The following is an 18,317-nucleotide window of genomic DNA, read 5'->3' as shown; positions in this document are numbered from 1 at the left end:
ACCGGAAGACTTCAGGCTTGGTCTAGCACCGACGACCCCGTGCGGGCAAGGGTCAGTGCGGCACGCCGATGCGCACCCGGCGCCCGACGTCCCGCGCCCAGGCCTTGATCCGGTCCCAGTCGCGGAAGTCGCCGGCGCGGTGCCCCGAGGCCATCAGCCGCGGGATCAGCCCGCGCACCGTCGCCGGGTCCAGCCGGCCGCCGAAGGTCGCGGTGCGCTCCGCGTCGATGCGCGCCGCGAGCAGCGCCACGTTCGCCGGCAGGCTGACCTGGTGCAGGGCCGCACCGGGTCCGCACGGTCCGCTGTGGAACAGCCACACCGGACGCTCGGCCAGGTCCCGCGCGTGGTGCTCCAGGAGGCGGACCGCGTCCGGCCGCCACCGGTGGTAGTACAGGGCGCTGCCGACGACCACCGCGGCGTAACCGTCGACGGTCGCGACGTCGGCGGCGTCGCGCAGGTCCACGGTCAGGCCGGTTTCGCGGAGCTCCTCGGCGATGACCTCGGCGATCTGCCGGGTACCGCCGTGGCGTCCGGAATGGGCGACGAGGACTGCGGTCATCACTCCATTGTCGGCCCTCCCGCTCGAATCGGCGCCGCGGGCCGGTCACGATCCGCCGAACGGGCGTTCCGGGCTCAGTCCGGCAGCAGGAACGCCGGTCGCGCCGCGGGATCCGGTTCGTCGTAGTAGCGGCGGAACACAGCGGTCTGACCACCCGAAACGGGCGGCACGATCCAGCTCCAGTCGGCCGGGCACCGGCGCCCGGCGCGTTCCTCCTTCTCCAGGTGCGTCAGGAACCGCCGCGACTCCGTGTGGTGGTCGGCCATCGTCACCCCGGCCGTGTCGAACGAGTGCTGCACCGCCAGCGTCAGCTCGACGAGCGCCCGGTCGCGCCACATCGTGCGCTCGGAGCCGGTCTCCAGGCCCATCAGCTCCGCGATGACCGGCAGCAGGTCGTAGCGGTCCTCGTCGGCCAGGTTCCGGGCGCCGATCTCGGTGCCCAGGTACCAGCCGTTGAACGGCGCGGCCGGGTAGGTGACGCCGCCGATCTCGAGCGGCATGTTGCTGATCGCCGGCACGGCGTGCCAGCGCAGCCCCAGCCCGGCGAACCAGCGGTGGTCGGGGTGGGTCAGCGGCACCTCCAGCACGGCGTCCGGGGGCAGCGCGAACAGGCGTGGATCGCCGGGGTCCGCCTCGACCAGCAGCGGGAGGACGTCGAAGGAGCCTCTCCGCTCCGGTGGACGCCAGCCGAGCCGCCGCACCTCGTCGGTGAACCCGGCGTTGCGCGGGTCGCCGAGCACGGAACCGTCCTCCAGCCGGTACCCGGCGTAGCGGATCAGTTGCTCGTTGTGGATGCGCGGGCCCGCGACGACCGGGGTTTCCGGGGCGAAGACGGTGACCGTCGGGCGGATCCGGCCGGCGCGGGTGGCCTGGCGCAGGTGGGCGACGCACTCGCCGGCGATGCCGGCGGGGTCGGTGACCCGGCGCCGGTCGCGGACGCGGAGGCTGTTCCAGTAGAGCCGGCCGATGCAGCGGGCCGAGTTGCGCCAGGCGACCCGGGCGCCGTACGCCAGCTCGGCGGGCGTGTGCCGGTAGGTGCCGGTTTCGGCGATTTCGGTGCGCACCTCGGCCAGGCGCGTCTCGAGCCACGTGCCCTCCTCGGCCGCCCCTTCTTCGAACATCAGGTTGAGGAATTCTTCGGCCTCCGCGGAATTGACGCTCTGTTCTCCCGACACCCGTTGGTGGTAAAGTGCCGGCGCGGTTGTCACCCGCTCGGACGTAGCCGTCACCGCACTACCCCACTCTCCGAAATCGTGATCTGCATCCCGACGGGAAGGTTCACCGTTCCTCCGATGGTCGCCGACAACACTGTCGGCCGGAAACGCCTGCAGCACGGGCACTTCCGACCAGGCGGGGGAGGATACCCCACGTTTCGGGGGCCACGGACACCGAATGCCCAGTACCTCCCGCGGTTCTCGAAATATCGCCGCCACCTGGGAAAACGCCGGAAAATAGCCGTTACCAAGCGTTATCCGGACATGTCGCAGCGCAATTCCCGTCAATCGATCACAATTGCGCCCGACGTCCGCGTGATTGTTTCCCGGGCGCCGATCTTCGGCTTTTCGTGGACAATCGCCGAACGGCCTTTTCCGGCGCCGGTCCCCCGTGTACACGCGCGTGCGGGGGCGTCGTTTAGAGTCGGGTGATCGGCAGAGGAGGGAATGTTCGTGAGCCGGATCCCCGTGGTCCTCGTCGCCGGGTTCCTCGGCGCGGGCAAGACGACGCTGCTCAACCACCTGCTCGCCAACCGCGAGGGCGCCCGGGTCGGCGTGGTGGTCAACGACTTCGGCAGCGTGAACGTCGACGCGCTGGCCGTGGCCGGGCAGGTCGACACGATGGTCTCGCTCGGCAACGGCTGCCTGTGCTGCGCCGTCGACGCCAGCGGGCTGGACGCGATGCTGGGCCGGCTGTCGTCGGCCGAGGCGGGCATCGACGTCATCGTCGTCGAGGCCAGCGGCATCGCCGAGCCACGTGACCTGATCCGGCTGATGATCGCCAGCGAGAACCCGGACATCCGCTACGGCGGCCTGGCCGAGGTGGTGGACGCCGCCGAGTTCGAGGCCGCGCGCGAACGCCATCCCGAGCTGGCCGACCACCTGCGGCTGGCCGACCTGGTGGTGCTCAACAAGGCCGACCGGGTCTCCGCCGAGGCCTTGGCGAAGGTCACCGCGACGGTCGAGGAACTGGCCCCGGGCGCTCCGCTGCTGGTCACCTCGCACGGCCGGGTCGATCCGAGGCTGTTCTTCGACCCCGAGCCGCGCGGCGAGCGCGTCGGCCAGCTGTCCTTCGACGACCTGCGCGAGGACCACGACCACGCGGAGCACCTGCACGCGCGGTACGAGACGGTCACCTTCACCGCGGACACCCCGCTCGCCCCGCGCGCGTTCGTCGGCTTCCTGGAGCGCCGCCCGGCCGGCCTCTACCGCATGAAAGGCCGGGCCGACTTCGGCGCCGAGACAAGCTTCCAGCTGCACACCGTCGGCGGGTTCGTGCAGGTGGAACGCTCGGCTGCCCGGCACGGGACGGAACTGGTGCTGATCGGCGCCGGCCTGGACACCGCGGCGGTGCTGGCCGACCTGCGGAGCTGCGTCGCGCCCGACCCGGACGTGCTCGACGAGCGCGGCCTGCTGCACATCCTCCGCTACCTCCCCGACGAAGCCTGAGTCCCGCTCCCGCCACGCCGAAGATCGGCAAAACCAAGGATTCCCGCCGGCCCCGGCAGAGACTGGCGGCCATGACGACCACCGAGGTGAGCGCACCACGCTGGTACCTGGTCGGCGTGCTGCCCGAAGAGGTGCCGCTGGCGCACCTGATGACCCGATCGGGCGACCTCCGCTACCGCAGGTCGGCCTGCGGCGAGCGCGAGTCCCGCAGCTGGAAGCCGGTCGACTTGACGACATCCGAGGTAGCGCCCTGTTCGGCGTGCGTTGCCACGCTGCCCGCTCCCCCGGTGGGCCTGCGGGTGGCGCCGGGAGACATGGACCGGGGTCAGCTGTCTCTCGAACTGGAGCTATAGCCGCCCGGCACGGGTTCGACGGCTGAGCCCGACGGACCCTCCCGAGTCGCAGCAAAAGCCCGGCAATCAGAGTCGCCGCCAAACACTCCTGGCTCTCGCACGAACCGGAGATCAGCCGCGGCGGGTGGTTTGGCAGCCAGGGTCACCCGGCTGGCTCTCCTCGCTCACACGAGCCGAAAGTCCGGCGGCGAGAGCTTCGAGACCACCAGAATCACCCGCTATCGGGCAGGCACGGCATCCCCCCACTCGCGCCGAGCGCCTCCGACTGCCGGGGTCGCCTGAGCAACAAGCACGCCCGCCTCCCCCGCGCTGAGCACAGCCACCCCGTGCCGGGCGCCTACGCCAGCGCCTTCTCGTAGCAGATCGACTCCGGGTCGGACTCGTGTGGTGGGAAGTTCGGTACTCGGCGATACCCCGCGCGCTCGTACAGCCTCATCGCCGCCGGTTGGCGGATGCCTGTCTCCAGGCGGATGCGGGCTCCTCCCGCCTCGCGGGCCAAGCGCTCGGACGAGGCCATCAGCGCGCTCGACACGCCCGTGCCGCGGGCGTCCGGGGCTACGAACATGCGCTTCAGCTCGTACAGGCCCGGCTCGATCGGCTCCACCGCGCAGCAGCCGATCGCGCGCTCGCCGTCGCGGGCCAGGAGGTAGCGGCTTTCCGGGTGCAGGGGCGGCGGTTGTGCGTCGACCGGCAGGTTGTAGGCCACCACCAGTTCGGCGGTCATCGCCGTGACCAGCGCGCGCAGGAAACCGTCGTCGGCCGCGCACTCCGCGACGGTGGCCACTTCAGGCCTTCTTCGCCCGGCTCGGCGCGACGCGGGGCGGCTCGTTCGGCATCTTCGGGTAGACCGGCGGCCACGGCGCGTCCATCAGCCCGGCGGCCATGTCGGCCTCCGACATCGCCAGCAGCGGCTCGATCGACTGCGGCCGCTCCCCCGCGCCGGCCCACGGGTCGCCATCCTTCAAGAGACGCGCGGGCACCGTGCTCAAGGTGAACGTGTCCGGCTCGACGCCGTCCAGCTCGTCCCACGAGATCGGCGTCGACACCTGGCCGCCGACGCGCGGGCGCACGCACCACGTGCCGAACACGGTCTTGTGCGGCGCGTTCTGGTTGAAGTCGACGAACACGCGCGAGCCGCGCTCCTCCTTCCACCACTGCGCCGTGATCTTCGACGGGTGCCGCCGCTCCAGCGCCCGCGCCAGCGCGACCGCCGCGGCCCGCACCTGGAAGCTGTCCCAGCGCGGTTCCAGCAGCACGTACAGGTGCAGGCCCCGCGACCCGGACGTCTTGAGGTGGCCTTCGATCCCGTGCTCACCCAGGAACTCGCGGGTCAGCACCGCGGCCTCGCGCAGGTCGTCGAAGCCGATGCCCGGTGACGGGTCGAGGTCGACGCGCAGCTCGTCGGCGACCTCCGGCGTGTCGGCGCGGTACGGCCACACGTGGAAGCCGAGGCAGCCGAGGTTCACCGCCCACAGGATGTGGGCCAGGTCCTTCGCGACCAGCGCGTCACTCGTCGTGCCGTTCGGCGTCGACACCACCGTGGTGGTCAGCCACGGCGGCACCCCCTTCGGGACGCGCTTCTGGAACCAGTTCTTGCCGCCCGCGCCGTCCGGGTAGCGCTCCAGCAGCAGCGGACGCTCGCCGAGCCGGTCGAGCAGCGGCCCGGAGACCGCGCGGTAGTACTCGACGAGGTCGAGCTTCGTCTCGCCGCGCTCGGGGAAGTAGACCTTGTCCGGGCTGCTGATCTTGACCTCGACGCCGTCGACGTCCAGCAGCACCGCGCCGCTCATCGTGCCTCCCCGAACAGCTTCGCGAGCTCGGCGGGCGGTGCCTCGTCGAGCTGGGCGTACGTGCAGGACTCCGGGGTGCGGTCCGGCCGGAACCGGACCAGCCGCCCGCCGTGGCGGAAGCGCCCGCCCTGCAGGTGCTCGTAGCGGACCTCGGCCACCCACTCGGTGCGCAGCGGCTCCCAGGAGAGGTCCTTGCCGGGCGCCCACCGGCTGTTCGGGCCCGGTTTGCGGCCCGGGTCCGGTTCGTACTCCGCCCAGGACCGCCACGGATGGCCTTCCAGCGCGTTTTCCCGCAACGGCGCCAGCTCGTCGACCAGCTCGGCCCGCCGCGCCTTCGTGAAGCTGCTGGCGACGCCGACGTGGTGCAGCACGCCCTCGCCGTCGTACAGCCCCAGCAGCAGCGAGCCGACGCCCACGCCGTCCTTGTGCCAGCGGAAGCCGACGACGACGCAGTCCGCCGTGCGCTCGTGCTTGACCTTCCACATGACCCGTTTGTCCTGCTCGTACGGCTCGTCGGCGGGCTTGGCCATGACCCCGTCGAACCCCGCGCCCTCGAACCGGGTGAACCAGTCCTCGGCCTGGTCCGGGTCCTCGCTCAGCGGGGTCAGGTGGACGCGCTGGAGTCCTTCCGCGTCGGTCCGCAGGACGCTCTCCAGCTGCTTGCGCCGCTCCCGGAACGGCGCCCCGGTGAGGTCGGTGTCGCCGAGCGCGAGCAGGTCGAAGGCGACGAAACTGGCCGGCGTCTCCTCCGCGAGCTTCTTCACGCGCGACGCCGCCGGGTGCAGCCGCAGCTGCAGCACCTCGAAGTCGAGGCCGGCCGGGGTGACCAGGACGATCTCGCCGTCCACCACGCACCTCGGCGGCAGCGCGGCGGCCAGCAGCTCCACCAGCTCCGGGAAGTACCGGGTGAGCGGGCGGTCTTTGCGGGAGCCGAGCTCGATCTCGTCGCCGTCGCGGAACACGATGCAGCGGAAACCGTCCCACTTGGGCTCGTAGAGCAGCCCCGGGTCACGGGGCACCTCGTGCACGGCTTTCGCGAGCATCGGCCGCACGGGCGGCATCACGGGCAGGTCCACGCCGGCGATCCTAATTGACCCCACCGACATTTCTCGGCGTGATACACACTGTCGGTGACCACCGAACGTCCCGAACCGCCCCTGGTCGGGGGCGAGCGCGAAATGCTGCGCACGTTCCTCGACTTCCACCGCGCCACCCTCGCCATGAAGTGCGACGGACTGTCCGACGAGGACCTGCGCCGCGCGTCCAGCCCGCCGTCCACGCTGTCGCTGCTCGGCCTGGTCCGGCACATGGCCGAGGTCGAGCGCACGTGGTTCCGGCGGGTGATCAACGCCGAGGACGTCCCGCTGCGGTGGTCGGCCGAGGGCGACTTCCAGGCCGCCTACGACGCGAGCACCTCGACGCGCGCGGAGGCGTTCGAGGCGTGGCAGGCCGAAGTGGAGCAGTCCCGCAAGATCGAAGAAGCCGCCGAGTCCCTGGACGTCACCGGGCACCAGGCGCGCTGGGGCGAGGACGTCTCGCTGCGGCTCGTGATGCTCCACATGATCCACGAGTACGCCCGCCACAACGGCCACGCGGACTTCCTCCGGGAAGCCATCGACGGCGTCACGGGGGCCTGATGGACGTGCTCGCCTGGCTGCGCGACTCCGACCCCGCCCTGCGCTGGCAGGTCGAGCGCGACCTGCTGGGTGAGCCGCCGCCGGTCTGGGAGGCCACCCGAGCGCGCGTGACGACCGAGGGTTTCGGCGCACGCCTGCTGGAAAAGCAGGATCCGGACGGCCGGTGGGACGGCGGCGCGTTCTTCCCGGCAGGCTTCGACTTCGCGAGCATGAAGACGGACGGCCAGCCGTGGACGGCGACGACCTGGGTGCTCAACGACCTGCGCGAGTGGGGCGTCGACGCCGCTGCTCTGCAGGGGACGGCCGAGCTGCTCGCCGAGAACGCCCGCTGGGAGTACGACGACCTGCCGTACTGGGGCGGCGAAGTCGACTGCTGCATCAACGCGTGGACGCTCATGAACGGCCTGTGGCTCGGCGCGGACGTCGCCGGGATCGCCGACTGGTTCGTCGAGCACCGGCAGCCGGACGGCGGCTGGAACTGCGAATGGGTCGAAGGCTCGAAGCGCTCCTCCGTCCACTCGACACTCAACTCGCTCAAAGCCCTCCTGGCGCGGGAGACGGCGACCGGCGGCACGGCGGAGACCCGCGAGGCCCGCCGCGGCGGTGAGGAGTACCTGCTGGAACGCGGGCTCTTCCGGAGGCTGTCCACAGGCGAGCCCGTGGCGCCGTGGGTGAGCCGGTTCGCGTATCCGTTCCGCTGGCACTACGACGTGCTCAACGCGGCCGACTACTTCCGCCTGGCGTCGCCCCAGCCGGACCCGCGGATGGCGGAGGCGATCGAGCTGATCCGCGCGGCCCGGCAGCCGGACGGCACGTGGCTGCAGGGGCGGCGGCAGCCCGGCCGGGTGTGGTTCGAGATCGACGTCCCGGAGGGCGAGCCGTCGAAGTGGCTGACGCTCGCCGGCACCCGGGTCCTGAACTGGTGGGACGCGCGTTAGAGCGCCGCCAGGACCAGGCCGCTGCGCGGCTTCGGGGTGAAGTACGTGGCCTTCCGCGGCATCCGGCGGCCCGCCGCGTGCACGGCCAGGACGTCGGAATAGGCCACCGGGGCCAGCAGGACCACCGCGTCCGCGTCCGCCGGGACGGGACGCCCGGCCGGGAGCGGGTGGACGTGCGGGCCGTCCGGGTCGAGGCCGAGCGCGTCGGCGAACAGGACGCGCTCGACGATCTCGTGGTCGATCACCGGGCCCGGCCAGTCCTGCTTCGGCAGCGGGACCCGCAGCACGGCCGAGCCCGCGCGCACCACCACCTCGCCCCGCACCGGGACCGCGTGGTCGTCGAAGCGGACGTCGAGGCCGGCCGCGCACCAGCGTGACACCAGCTCTTCGGCGTCGAAGCCGGTGCCCGTCAGCACTCGGTTGATCGCGCCGATCCGCAGCTGCGGACCCGCCGTGACCAGGGCGAGGAGCGCGCCGTTGCCGGCCGCGACGGCCGCGGCCACGCGGTGGTTGCCGTCGGCGACCAGCAGGTCGGCGCCCGCGACCGCGGCCAGCAGCCGGTGCTGCAGCGGCCCTTCGGGCACCACCCACAGCTCGTGCCGGCGGCCCGCGGCGTCCGAAGTGGACAGATCGGGCAGGCCGAGACCGGCGCACGCGCGCTCGACCTGCTCGGTCAGCAGGTCGCCGTCGACGGCCGGGACGAGCAGCGCCGCGCTGGTCGCGCAGCCCAGCCCGGCCAGCACGGCGGCCCGCTCGGCGACGACGTCCGGGTAGACGTCCTCGGTGTGGCGCACCCGCGCGGACCCGTCGTCGGTCACCGCGGCCGGATCGACCAGGCAGAGCAGGCCCAGCGCCACGCCGTCCGGGCCCTCGATCCGGTAGGGCGCGACGAACCGCGGCACCGGCCGGTAGAACCGCTTGCGGAGCCGTTCGAGCACGGCCCGGGCGATCGGGACCGCCGCGGCCAGGTCGAGCCCGCGGGCCAGCGCCGCCGGGGTGCGCGCCGGGTGCTGCACGGCCAGCAGGCCGTCCGCGGCGCCGGGGGCGGCCAGCGCGGCGATCACGCGGTCGGGCTCGGCGAACTCGTCGACGTCCGGGCCGGGCACCGCGTCGCGGGCCACCCACCCCTGCTCGATCGGCCGGATCCAGTCGCTCATCCTGACCATCTTCCGCGCCTCGGGCCGTGACGGAAATTCGCTGGGGTGCGGGCCACCCCGATGGAATGCTTAGGGCTGCAAAGCAGTTGACTCCGGTCATGGCCACCCCGAGGAGCACGCCACCCATGACGACCCCGGCCCCCGCCAGCGCGAAAGGGGTCGGCTTCCGGTCCGAACGCGGCCCGGTGCTGATCGCCGTCATGCTCAGCACGGCCCTGGTCGCGCTGGACAGCACGATCATCGCGACCGCCGTGCCGTCGGTGGTGCGGGACCTCGGCGGCTTCTCGCAGTTCCCGTGGCTGTTCTCGATCTACCTGCTGACCCAGGCGGTCACCGTCCCGCTCTACGGCAAGTTCGCCGACGTGCTGGGCCGCCGCCCGGTGATGTTCTTCGGGATCGCGGCGTTCCTCGTCGGCTCGGTGCTCTGCGGCGCCGCGTGGAGCATGCCGGTGCTGATCGCCGCCCGCGCGGTCCAGGGCATCGGCGCGGGAGCGATCCAGCCGATGTCGATGACGGTCATCGGCGACCTCTACTCGGTGGAGGAACGCGCCCGCGTCCAGGGGTACGTCGCGAGCGTGTGGGGCGTCGCGTCGGTCGTCGGGCCGACGCTCGGCGGGGTCTTCGCGGAGTACCTGGACTGGCGCTGGATCTTCTTCATCAACCTGCCGCTCGGCGCGATCGCCGCGCTGATGCTGCACCGGAACTTCGCCGAGAAGGTCGAGCGCAAGGCGCACAAGGTCGACTACACGGGCGCGGCGCTGCTCACGATCGGCTGCTCGCTGGTGATCCTCGGCCTGCTCGAAGGCGGCGTCGCGTGGGGCTGGGGTTCGGTGCCGAGCGTGGCGATCTTCGTGGCGGGCGCGGCGCTGCTCGTGGCGTTCGTGCTGGTCGAGAAGCGGGTCGCCGAGCCGGTGCTGCCGCTGTGGGTGTTCACCCGGCGGGTGCTGGTGGGCGGCAACCTCGTCGCGGTGGTCGTCGGCGCGGTCCTGATGGGCCTGACGTCCTACCTGCCGACGTACGCCCAGGGCGTGCTGGGCGCGGGCGCGCTGGTGGCCGGGTTCGCGGTGGCCGCGCTGACCGTCGGCTGGCCGCTCTCGGCGTCCCTGGCCGGCAAGATCTACCTGAAGATCGGCTTCCGCGACACGGCGCTGATCGGCAGTGTGTTCGTCATCGCGGGCGGCGTGCTGGTGGCGATGCTGAGCGCGGAGTCGTCGATCTGGGCGGCGGCCTTCGCGGCGTTCGTGCTGGGGCTGGGGCTGGGCCTGTCGTCGAGCCCGACGCTCGTGGCGGTGCAGTCGGTGGTGGGCTGGGACCGCCGGGGCGTGGTGACCGGGACGAACCTGTTCAGCCGCTCGCTGGGCAGCGCGGTCGGCGCGGCCGTCTTCGGCGCGATCGCGAACGCGACGCTGGCTTCGCGGTTCGCGAACCCGCCCGCGGAGGTGGCGGGAAAGCTGCCGCCGTCGGTCGACGCGACGAGCCTGGCGCTCAGCGGCCACGCGGACGACCCGGTGTCGAGGTTCGTCCGCGGCGCGCTGGCGGACGCGACGCACCACGTGTTCCTCGGCCTGCTGGTGGTCGCGGCGTTCTCCGTGGTGGCGCTGCTGCTCATGCCGAGGAAGACCGAACAGCTGGAGTTCTAGCGGCCCGGTAACCGCCGGGGGCGACGCCGAACTGGCGCTTGAACGCGTGCGAGAACGCGAACGGCGAGCCGTAGCCCGCTTTCGCGGCGATCGACGGCAGCGGCAGATCCGTGTCCAGGAGCAGCCTGGCCGCGGTCGTCAGGCGCCACCACGTCAGGTAGGCCATCGGCGGCTGCCCGGTCAGGGCCGTGAACCGGCGGGCCAGGGTCGCGCGCGACAGCCCGACCCGGGCGGCGAGGTCCTCGATCCGCCACGGCGCCGCCGGGTTCGCGTGCAACTCCTCCAGCGCGGCGGCGATTTCGCGGTCGCGCAGCGCCTGCGGCCAGCCCGCGTCCGGGTGGCCGTCGAGCCAGGCGCGGATCAGGAGCACCAGCAGGAGGTCCAGCAGGCCGGCGAGCGCGGTCGCCCGACCCGGCCGCGGTTCGGCGACCTCGGCGCCGAGCAGGTCGATGGCCGCCCGCAGCCCGGGATGGCGGCCGACGTCGGCCGGCAGGTGGACGACCTCGGGCAGACCCGCGAGCACCGGGTGGCGCCGGGTGTGGTCCAGCCGGTACTTGCCGCAGAGGAACTCGGTCCGGCCGCCGGGCTCGGGCACCGCCGTCTCGAACGGGACCGCCCCGGCCGCGTCCGGCGTGGCGGACAGCGTGTGGGCGCTGCCGTGCGGCACCAGGACGGCGTCCCCGGCCCCGAGCGGGACCGGCTCACCGCCGTCGGGCACCAGCCAGCCGCTCCCCCGCAGCAGCACGTGGAAGCCCGCGCCGTCGTAGGGCGCGAAGCGGTAGCACCACGACGTGCCGGCGCGCAGCCGGTTCGACGTCGGCTGCCCGATCCGCACCGCGGCGATCGCGTCGCTCAGCAGGTCCACGCACTCATCGTAGCTCTGAGACGCTCACGCATCATCCTGAGCATTTCAGCCATGGAAACGCTCAGGTGGGCGTCCTAGCGTGGCGGTATGAACATCGGTGACGTCGAAGTGCTGAAGGTCGTCGAGTGGCAGGGCGAGATCGCCCCGGCGCGGACCATCGTGCCGGGCAGCCCGCCCGGGCTGTGGGCGGACAACGCGTCCTGGCTCGCGCCCGACCACTGGAACCCGGAGACCGGCGGCTACCGCGGCGCCGTCCAGACGTGGGTGCTGCGCAGCGAAGGCCGGACGATCCTGGTCGACACCGGCGTCGGCAACGACCGGCAGCGCCCGCAGATCCCGCTGTTCGACCACCTGCGGACGGACTTCCCGGCCCGGCTGGCCGCGGCCGGCGTCCGGCCCGAGGACGTCGACGTCGTCGTCAACACGCACATCCACTACGACCACGTCGGCTGGAACACCGAGCTGCGCAACGGCGAGTGGGTGCCGGCGTTCCCGAACGCGACTTACCTCGTCCCGCGCGCCGACCAGGTGTACTTCGACCCCCGCAACGCCCACCGCCGCCCCGCGCCGCGCGACGAGCGCGAGCAGCTGCGCCGGGACGGGAGCCTGCTGGTCTACGCCGACAGCGTCGCGCCCGTGCTGGGCCGTGCGGTGCTGTGGGAGGGCAGCCACCGCATCGACGGCAACCTGACGCTCGAAGCCGCGCCCGGCCACACTCCGGGCTCGTCGGTGCTGCGCGTGGCGTCCGGCTCGGACCGCGCGGTCTTCGTCGGGGACCTGCTGCACAGCCCGGTGCAGATCCTCGAGCCGGAGCACAGCAGCTGCTTCTGCGAGGACCCTTTGGAAGCGGCGAAAACGCGTCACGAAGTCCTGGAGCGCGCGGCCGACCACCGGGAACTGGTCGTCCCGGCCCATTTCGGCGGCTCCGGCGCGGCCGAGGTGCGTCGCGACGGCAGCCGGTTCTCGATCCACCGCTGGGCCTAGTTCTGCAGCGGCACCAGCTCGGCCTGGAACTTGTCCAGGAAGCCGTCGAAGTCGGCGTGCCCCGGCCGGATCACGAACTTGCTGAGCCCGGCTTCGATGTACTGCTCCACCAGCCGCCGCGCTTCGGGCCAGCTCGTCGCGATCAGGTCCGTCACCGGCGTGTCCGGGCTGCGGCGGGCGGCCAGCGCCGTCAGCTCCGGCGGGAGGCCCTTGTCCGCGACCACCAGGCTCAGGCCGAAGTGGTCCTCCTCGATCTCGCGCCCGGCGTCGGCCGCCGCGCGCTGGATCGCGACGCGGGCATCGCGAGCTTGGGACGGCGTGTGGAAGCTGCCGAGCCAGCCGTCCGCCAGGCGGCCCGCCCGGGCCAGCGCCGCCGGGGCCGTCCCGCCCAGCCAGACGTCCAGGCGCTTGCCCGGCCGGGGACCGAGGCCGGCGCCGGAGACCTGGAAGAACTCGCCTTCGAAGGACACCTCGTCCTCTTCCAGCAGGCGGCGAAGCAGCGTCAAGGACTCGTCGAACACCGCCGCGCGGCGGCCGGCAGGCACCGGGAACAGGTCGTGCTCGGCCGGGCGGGCCGGGCGCAGGCCGAACACCGGCAGCACCCGCTTCGGCGCGAGCCCGGCCAGGGTGAGCAGCTGCTTGGCGACCAGGACCGGGTGCCGGCCCGGCAGGATCGCGACGCCGGTGCCGACCTTCAGCTTCGACGTCCGGGCCAGCGCGTGCGCCATCCCGATCATCGGGTCGACCTCCGGCGAGTAGACCAGCTCCGAGAGCCATAGCGAGTCGACGCCCGCCGCCTCCAGCCGTTCCGCCAGCCCGGCGAACTCCGCCGGCCCGGTCCCCGGCGCCGGTGCGACGCCCAGCCTGACTTTCAGCACCCTGCCCCCTAGCTCGACTACAGATCACAACGCGCGGGACGGCCCGGCATTCCGCTCAAGCCGTGGCGGCGATGACCCGGCCGAGCGCCGCGTGCAGGGCTTCCAGCTCGGCCACCTCCATGCCGAGCGTCTCCACGACGCGGTACGGGATCTTCTCGGCCTCGGCCCGCAGCGCGCGGCCCTTGTCGGTCAGCTCGACGATCAGCTGGCGTTCGTCGGACCGGCTGCGGTCGCGGGTGACGTACCCGAGCGCCTCCAGCCGCTTGAGCAGCGGCGACAGCGTCGCCGGCTCGTGGCGCAGGGACTCGCCGATGTCCTTGACCGAGCGCGGCGAGCGTTCCCACAGCGCCAGCATCACCAGGTACTGCGGGTGGGTGAGCCCGTGCGGCTCCAGCAGCGGCCGGTAGATCGCGATCACGCTGCGCGAAGCCACCGACAGCGCGAAACACACCTGCCGGTCCAGCTTCAGCGGGTCCTCGCCCAGATCGATCATGACCGGATCCTATCGTGTCGCCCGTCGCACTAATGATTAGTGCACTAAGCATTAGTGTACTCTCGGTCTCATGGAACGACCTGGAGTGCTCCGCTGGTTCGGTTACGCCGTCGGCCTGCGGCTGCCCAGCCGCTACGCGGACTGGGTGCTGCACGACGCGACGTCGAAGCACTGGCGGGCCCGGTACGTGCTCGAGCGGTCGACCGGCATCGTGCCGCTGTGCCTCGTCTGGCTGCTGCTGCCCGGGCCGCTCGGGCTCCGGCTCTCGCTGGTCCTCATGGCGGCGCTGGTCGCGTACTTCTACTCCTGCGCGTACATGGAGGAGAGCATCGAGCACCGCCTCGGCAAGCACGGCTTCCCGCACGGCACCGGACGGCGTCTCCGCGCCGAAGCGGCCGAAGCCGCCCACGCCGAGGCCACCGCGCGGTACATCGCGCGCTACCGGGCCCATCCGGAGGGTTAGCTACAGTCGGGGCACGATGAGACGCAAGCTCCGGCCGCCGATCCCGCCCCGCCACGGGCTCGACCCCGCCCGGCTGAAACTGCCCGCCGAGGGCGCGTGGCCGACCCTGCTGGCCCACCTCGTCGACCGGCTGCCGCGGGAGACGCCGTCCCGCATCGAGCAGATGCTGCGCGAAGAGCGCATCCACGGCGCCGACGGCCCGCTGGGCGTCGACACGCCGTTCGAGCCGGGCTCGTTCATCTGGTTCCACCGCGACCTGCCCGTCGAGGTGCCGGTGCCGTTCACGATCGACGTCGTGCACCGCGACGAGCACCTGCTGGTCGTCGACAAGCCGCACTTCCTGGCCACCATCCCGCGCGGCCAGCACATCCTCGAGACGGCGCTCGTGCGCCTGCGCCGCGACCTCGACCTGCCGCAGCTGTCCCCCGCGCACCGCCTGGACCGCGTCACCGCCGGGCTGGTGATGTTCGTGATCACCCCGGAAAAACGCGGCAATTACCAGACGCTCTTCCGGGATCGCAAGGTGCACAAGGAATACGAGGCGATCGCGCCGCACGACCCGGCGCTCGAGCTGCCCCGGACCGTGCGGAGCCGGATCCTCAAGGAGCGCGGGGTGCTCGCCGCGCAGGAGGTCCCGGGCGAGCCGAACGCCGAGACGTACGTCGAACTGCTCGAACACCGCGACGGCCTGGGCCGCTACCGCCTCGCGCCGTCGACCGGCCGCACGCACCAGCTGCGCGTCCACCTGAGCGGCCTGGGCATCCCGATCCTCGGCGACGACTTCTACCCCGACCTGGTCGAGAACCCCCTCGACGACTTCACGAAGCCGTTGCAGCTGCTGGCCAAGGTCCTCGACTTCGACGACCCGGTGACGGGCGCGCACCGCCACTTCACCAGCGGCCGCCGCCTGACCGCCTGGGACGACCTCGCCGCGTGGGCCGCACCCCCGGCGTGAACCGCGGCCGGCGACCTCAGGCGGACAGTGCGATGCTGGCTCGATGAGTGATCCGCGGCGGAAACTCCGGCGAGTTCGCGACGACGGCGGCCCTGGCGCCGGCCAGGCTCGCACCGCCCTGTCCGCGACAACGACGCGGGACCAGCTGCGCGCCGCGATTCTCGCCCTCACCACCAAGCGGGGGCCGGCCGGCAGCACCTGTCCCTCCGACGCGGCACGAGCGGTCGCCGACGACTGGCGGCCGCTGCTGCCGCAGGCCCGTGACCTCGCCCGGGAACTGGCCCGGACCGGTGAAGTGCGCCTCACCCAGGGAAACCGCACCCTCGACCCGGACGGCGAATGGCGCGGGCCGATCCGCATCCGGCTCGCCGACGGCTGATACGGCTTCCGACACGTCGCGCACGTGACCCAGAAGTGGCACGTACGGGGGCATCCGCGTGGAGCGGTTCCGCCGGCCGGTCACCGTCTTCCCGGCAGCCCTCCCGGGCCCGCGCCCCGCGCGGCGTCCGGACCAGGGCCGCCGTGCGGCTTCACCGGGCCGCCACCGAACCTCCGTCGATCATCGGCCAGGCCGGCCTTCGGAGGCACGACGGCACCCCCACCCGCGGTCACCGGCTTCGCGGCGTGCGAGGTCGCCAGCACCACGGCCGAGGCCGGAGACAACGTGACCTGCGTGGGGACCACGACGGAACTGGTGGGCGGCGCGGCTGCGGGCAGCCGGGCCGGCGTGCCGCCGGAACCGGGCGGCTGCGCGAGCACCACCGCGAGCGCGGCCGCCGCGGCGGCGGTCACCACACCCCCGGTCAGGACCAGCGCACGCCGTCGCCGCACCGGTTCCGGGACGCCGAGAGGAACCACCGCGGCTTCGATGGTGCCGGAAGGCTCGCGCAGCGACGCCAGAAGTGCCGCGGCGCCGGGCCGGTCCGCGGGGTCACGGGCGGTCATCCAGCTCAGCGCGTGCGCGAGCGGTTCCGGCGTGCCGTCGGGAATCCGCGGCGCGCGGTGCAGGCGGGCCAGCGCCGACTCCGCCAGCGTGCCGGGGAACTCGCGCTGCCCGGTCAGGCACTCCAACAGGATCAGGCCGAGGGCGTAGACGTCGGCCGGCGGGCCGGCCTGCTCCCCCAGGATCTGCTCCGGCGCCAGGTACGCGGCCGTGCCGGTGACCAGGCCGGTGCCGGTGATGTGCGTGGAGTCCAGCGCGTGCGCGATGCCGAAGTCGGTGATCACCGGCCCGCCGGGGCCGAGCAGGACGTTCGCGGGTTTCAGGTCCCGGTGCACGATGCCCCGGGCGTGCACGTGGGCCAGCGCGTCGGCCAGCCGGATCGCCAGCTCGCTCACTTCGTCCGCGGTGAACGGCCCGTCCGGCACCCGTTCGGCGAGGTTCTCCCCCTCGACCAGCTGCATCACCAGGTACGGCCGGTCCCCTTCGGTGCCGCTGTCGAACAACGCGACGACGTTCGGGTGCTGAACGCTGGCCAGCAGCGTCCTTTCCCGCACCCGGCGCAGCTGGTCCACCGCCAGCACGTGCCGGTCGTAGAACTTGACCGCGACCGCCCGCCCGAGCACCCGATCGACGGCCCGGTGGACCCTCGCGGTCGCCCCGCGGCCGATCAGCGGCCCGACCTCGTACCGTCCCGCGATCACGTCCGGCAGTTCGTTCCCGGCCGGCCTCGGAGGGCTGTCGGCCGAACCCGGCGAGATCCGCGTGGACGTCTCGCCGTCCTCTGATCCATCGATCGTCATCGACAGGCACCCCATCCGGCTCGTGGTCCCTACCGATACCCGGAACGTGTGCCCGGGCAAACACGAAGAGTCCGGAAATGTCGGGTCGGGGCGCCGGGCCGGCCCGGCGGGCACACCACCGTCCACATCGGACGGATCAGGTGAGCAGCCAGCGGTACCAGTCGGTGTCGTAGCGGGTGCCGATCGTCTGCTTGAGGAACGTGCGCGCCGCGGTCCACGCGCCGGTGCGGTAGTAGCCGAGCACCGTGGCGACGTCGGCCGGGTGGTTCTCCGCCAGGTACCAGACCGCCAGGTACCCCCAGACGTACGTGCGCGTCTGGTCGTTGCCGGGCCCGTTGTCGAACAGCGTGCTCAACGGGTACGTGCGCTTTCCGGCCTCGGTCGCGGCCTGGCCGTAGAACACCTGGCGGTAGCCGTAGCTCACGTATTCGGCCAGGCCTTCGATCCACCACTGCGTCGGCGTCGAGGTGTTGGCCTGGTAGTCGCCGTACAGGTCGAAGCGGCCGTCGAGGTAGTGGGTGTACTCGTGGTTGAGGTTCTTGATCTCGAACGCGGTCTTCGAGTCGTCGCGGTAGGCGACGAACCGGGCCTGGTTGCCCGCCGCGGACGGGTCGCCTTCGAGGTAGACGCCGCCGTTGTCGGTGCTGATGCCGAACATCGACGGCGCGTAGTACTGGTAGTCGGCGCGGGAGTCGAACACGTCCACCTCGAGGGAGGTGTTGCGGTCCCCGGCGACCGGGCCGGTGTCCTTGACCAGCCGGTGGAAGTAGGCGTCCTGGCCGGTGAGGCTCGAGCAGGTCGAGCTCAGCTGGGCGGCGGTCATCCGCTGGGCGCGGATCCGCAGCGTGGCCGAGCAGGACCTGGTCACCGGCAGGACGTCCGCGGCCGGTTTCGCAGGTGCGTTCGCGGTGGCGACGTCGCCGCCGGGACCGAAGGGGTGGACGGCGGTCCCGGCCGGTGTGCCGGGGTGGCTGCTCAACGCGGAGGCGGGTGGCACGGTGACGAGCGCGAGCGTCGCGCAGACACCGAGGACGGGGACGGCGAAGCGCTTGAGGCCGCGCCGGAACGGCGAGTCGTACATGGTTGTGCTCCAGGGGTGGAGTGGAGTGAGGAGGCGGCCCCGGCTCGCGGAGTACCGGAGCCGCCCTCGGGCACCGGACAGCGGTGGCGTCTTCGACCCGGCAGGTCCGGTGCCGTCC

Annotated in this window: 20 protein-coding genes; 9 read left to right on the top strand and 11 right to left on the bottom strand. The window is 72.5% G+C overall.

The window, feature by feature from the left end:
* Positions 1-52 precede the first annotated feature (52 nt).
* The gene (locus VA596_RS26225; RefSeq protein ID WP_323330810.1) at positions 53-559 is read right to left on the bottom strand and encodes a flavodoxin domain-containing protein; all 507 of its coding nucleotides are present in this window, start codon (positions 557-559) and stop codon (positions 53-55) included.
* Between the two features lie 74 nt (positions 560-633).
* Positions 634-1,734 (bottom strand): nitric oxide synthase oxygenase, encoded by a 1,101-nt coding sequence (locus tag VA596_RS26220; RefSeq protein ID WP_323330809.1) that lies wholly within the window; start codon positions 1,732-1,734, stop codon positions 634-636.
* Between the two features lie 486 nt (positions 1,735-2,220).
* On the opposite strand from VA596_RS26220, the gene VA596_RS26215 reads away from it, so the two are divergent.
* Positions 2,221-3,222: a CobW family GTP-binding protein gene (locus tag VA596_RS26215; protein ID WP_323330808.1), complete on the top strand. Its 1,002-nt coding sequence runs from the start codon at positions 2,221-2,223 to the stop codon at positions 3,220-3,222.
* 71 nt (positions 3,223-3,293) lie between these two features.
* Positions 3,294-3,575, top strand: a complete 282-nt coding sequence (locus VA596_RS26210) for a hypothetical protein (RefSeq protein ID WP_323330807.1) — start codon at positions 3,294-3,296, stop codon at positions 3,573-3,575.
* A gap of 337 nt (positions 3,576-3,912) precedes the next feature.
* On the opposite strand, the gene VA596_RS26205 is transcribed toward VA596_RS26210, so the two are convergent.
* Genes VA596_RS26205 through VA596_RS26195 form a run of 3 tightly spaced genes read right to left on the bottom strand, consistent with a single transcriptional unit; the run spans position 3,913 to position 6,441 of the window.
* Positions 3,913-4,359, bottom strand: coding sequence for a GNAT family N-acetyltransferase (locus tag VA596_RS26205; protein WP_323330806.1), 447 nt, complete (start codon positions 4,357-4,359; stop codon positions 3,913-3,915).
* A gap of 1 nt (position 4,360) precedes the next feature.
* Positions 4,361-5,365, bottom strand: a complete 1,005-nt coding sequence (gene ligD, locus VA596_RS26200) for a non-homologous end-joining DNA ligase (RefSeq protein ID WP_323330805.1) — start codon at positions 5,363-5,365, stop codon at positions 4,361-4,363.
* Complete coding sequence (locus VA596_RS26195) at positions 5,362-6,441, bottom strand: ATP-dependent DNA ligase (protein ID WP_323330804.1); 1,080 nt, start codon at positions 6,439-6,441, stop codon at positions 5,362-5,364. The genes ligD and VA596_RS26195 overlap by 4 nt, the downstream gene beginning before the upstream one ends.
* Before the next feature lie 54 nt (positions 6,442-6,495).
* On the opposite strand from VA596_RS26195, the gene VA596_RS26190 reads away from it, so the two are divergent.
* Complete coding sequence (locus VA596_RS26190) at positions 6,496-7,002, top strand: DinB family protein (RefSeq protein WP_323330803.1); 507 nt, start codon at positions 6,496-6,498, stop codon at positions 7,000-7,002.
* The gene (locus tag VA596_RS26185; RefSeq protein WP_323330802.1) at positions 7,002-7,940 is read left to right on the top strand and encodes a prenyltransferase/squalene oxidase repeat-containing protein; all 939 of its coding nucleotides are present in this window, start codon (positions 7,002-7,004) and stop codon (positions 7,938-7,940) included. Before VA596_RS26190 ends, VA596_RS26185 begins: the two co-directional genes overlap by 1 nt.
* Here VA596_RS26185 and VA596_RS26180 read toward each other — a convergent pair.
* Positions 7,937-9,097 (bottom strand): DUF1015 family protein, encoded by a 1,161-nt coding sequence (locus VA596_RS26180; protein WP_323330801.1) that lies wholly within the window; start codon positions 9,095-9,097, stop codon positions 7,937-7,939. The two genes, VA596_RS26185 and VA596_RS26180, sit on opposite strands and share 4 nt — an antisense overlap.
* Positions 9,098-9,222: 125 nt before the next feature.
* Between VA596_RS26180 and VA596_RS26175 the strand changes: the two genes are divergently transcribed.
* Positions 9,223-10,737 (top strand): MDR family MFS transporter, encoded by a 1,515-nt coding sequence (locus tag VA596_RS26175; RefSeq protein ID WP_323330800.1) that lies wholly within the window; start codon positions 9,223-9,225, stop codon positions 10,735-10,737.
* On the opposite strand, the gene VA596_RS26170 is transcribed toward VA596_RS26175, so the two are convergent.
* Positions 10,703-11,602, bottom strand: coding sequence for an AraC family transcriptional regulator (locus VA596_RS26170; RefSeq protein WP_323330799.1), 900 nt, complete (start codon positions 11,600-11,602; stop codon positions 10,703-10,705). The genes VA596_RS26175 and VA596_RS26170 overlap by 35 nt on opposite strands.
* Before the next feature lie 87 nt (positions 11,603-11,689).
* Between VA596_RS26170 and VA596_RS26165 the strand changes: the two genes are divergently transcribed.
* Positions 11,690-12,586, top strand: coding sequence for an MBL fold metallo-hydrolase (locus VA596_RS26165; protein WP_323330798.1), 897 nt, complete (start codon positions 11,690-11,692; stop codon positions 12,584-12,586).
* Here VA596_RS26165 and VA596_RS26160 read toward each other — a convergent pair.
* Positions 12,583-13,464 carry a TIGR03854 family LLM class F420-dependent oxidoreductase gene (locus VA596_RS26160; protein ID WP_323330797.1) on the bottom strand — a complete coding sequence of 294 codons (882 nt, stop codon included), beginning with the start codon at positions 13,462-13,464 and terminating at the stop codon, positions 12,583-12,585. The two genes, VA596_RS26165 and VA596_RS26160, sit on opposite strands and share 4 nt — an antisense overlap.
* A 55-nt stretch (positions 13,465-13,519) precedes the next feature.
* Positions 13,520-13,957, bottom strand: coding sequence for a MarR family winged helix-turn-helix transcriptional regulator (locus VA596_RS26155; RefSeq protein ID WP_323330796.1), 438 nt, complete (start codon positions 13,955-13,957; stop codon positions 13,520-13,522).
* A 70-nt stretch (positions 13,958-14,027) separates the two neighbouring features.
* Between VA596_RS26155 and VA596_RS26150 the strand changes: the two genes are divergently transcribed.
* From VA596_RS26150 to VA596_RS26140, 3 genes are read left to right on the top strand one after another with little or no spacing between them, the layout of a single operon-like run.
* Complete coding sequence (locus tag VA596_RS26150) at positions 14,028-14,420, top strand: DUF5313 family protein (RefSeq protein ID WP_323330795.1); 393 nt, start codon at positions 14,028-14,030, stop codon at positions 14,418-14,420.
* Positions 14,421-14,436: 16 nt separating this feature from the next.
* The gene (locus VA596_RS26145; protein ID WP_323330794.1) at positions 14,437-15,375 is read left to right on the top strand and encodes an RluA family pseudouridine synthase; all 939 of its coding nucleotides are present in this window, start codon (positions 14,437-14,439) and stop codon (positions 15,373-15,375) included.
* Positions 15,376-15,418: 43 nt separating this feature from the next.
* Positions 15,419-15,754: a DUF3253 domain-containing protein gene (locus VA596_RS26140; protein WP_323330793.1), complete on the top strand. Its 336-nt coding sequence runs from the start codon at positions 15,419-15,421 to the stop codon at positions 15,752-15,754.
* Between the two features lie 80 nt (positions 15,755-15,834).
* On the opposite strand, the gene VA596_RS26135 is transcribed toward VA596_RS26140, so the two are convergent.
* The gene (locus tag VA596_RS26135) at positions 15,835-17,118 is read right to left on the bottom strand and encodes a serine/threonine-protein kinase (protein WP_323330792.1); all 1,284 of its coding nucleotides are present in this window, start codon (positions 17,116-17,118) and stop codon (positions 15,835-15,837) included.
* Between the two features lie 136 nt (positions 17,119-17,254).
* On the bottom strand, positions 17,255-18,199 hold the full coding sequence (locus VA596_RS26130; protein WP_323330791.1) for a collagenase: 945 nt from the start codon (positions 18,197-18,199) through the stop codon (positions 17,255-17,257).
* Positions 18,200-18,317 lie beyond the last annotated feature (118 nt).

The sequence above is a fragment of the Amycolatopsis heterodermiae genome (genome assembly GCF_034929455.1).
In the GTDB taxonomy this organism is placed as follows: domain Bacteria; phylum Actinomycetota; class Actinomycetes; order Mycobacteriales; family Pseudonocardiaceae; genus Amycolatopsis; species Amycolatopsis heterodermiae.
Note: the sequence above shows the minus strand (reverse complement) of the source record. Positions and strands in the feature narration are given on the sequence as shown.

What these genes read in the sequence shown, in the direction of transcription:
- ligD (WP_323330805.1), bottom strand. Translation starts at nt 5,365, where the DNA reads ATGAGCGGCGCGGTGCTGCTGGACGTCGACGGCGTCGAGGTCAAGATC.
- VA596_RS26155 (WP_323330796.1), bottom strand. Translation starts at nt 13,957, where the DNA reads ATGATCGATCTGGGCGAGGACCCGCTGAAGCTGGACCGGCAGGTGTGT.
- VA596_RS26180 (WP_323330801.1), bottom strand. Translation starts at nt 9,097, where the DNA reads ATGAGCGACTGGATCCGGCCGATCGAGCAGGGGTGGGTGGCCCGCGAC.
- VA596_RS26215 (WP_323330808.1), top strand. Translation starts at nt 2,221, where the DNA reads ATGTTCGTGAGCCGGATCCCCGTGGTCCTCGTCGCCGGGTTCCTCGGC.
- VA596_RS26225 (WP_323330810.1), bottom strand. Translation starts at nt 559, where the DNA reads ATGACCGCAGTCCTCGTCGCCCATTCCGGACGCCACGGCGGTACCCGG.
- VA596_RS26185 (WP_323330802.1), top strand. Translation starts at nt 7,002, where the DNA reads ATGGACGTGCTCGCCTGGCTGCGCGACTCCGACCCCGCCCTGCGCTGG.
- VA596_RS26165 (WP_323330798.1), top strand. Translation starts at nt 11,690, where the DNA reads ATGAACATCGGTGACGTCGAAGTGCTGAAGGTCGTCGAGTGGCAGGGC.
- VA596_RS26150 (WP_323330795.1), top strand. Translation starts at nt 14,028, where the DNA reads ATGGAACGACCTGGAGTGCTCCGCTGGTTCGGTTACGCCGTCGGCCTG.
- VA596_RS26210 (WP_323330807.1), top strand. Translation starts at nt 3,294, where the DNA reads ATGACGACCACCGAGGTGAGCGCACCACGCTGGTACCTGGTCGGCGTG.
- VA596_RS26175 (WP_323330800.1), top strand. Translation starts at nt 9,223, where the DNA reads ATGACGACCCCGGCCCCCGCCAGCGCGAAAGGGGTCGGCTTCCGGTCC.
- VA596_RS26140 (WP_323330793.1), top strand. Translation starts at nt 15,419, where the DNA reads ATGAGTGATCCGCGGCGGAAACTCCGGCGAGTTCGCGACGACGGCGGC.
- VA596_RS26135 (WP_323330792.1), bottom strand. Translation starts at nt 17,118, where the DNA reads ATGACGATCGATGGATCAGAGGACGGCGAGACGTCCACGCGGATCTCG.
- VA596_RS26145 (WP_323330794.1), top strand. Translation starts at nt 14,437, where the DNA reads ATGAGACGCAAGCTCCGGCCGCCGATCCCGCCCCGCCACGGGCTCGAC.
- VA596_RS26130 (WP_323330791.1), bottom strand. Translation starts at nt 18,199, where the DNA reads ATGTACGACTCGCCGTTCCGGCGCGGCCTCAAGCGCTTCGCCGTCCCC.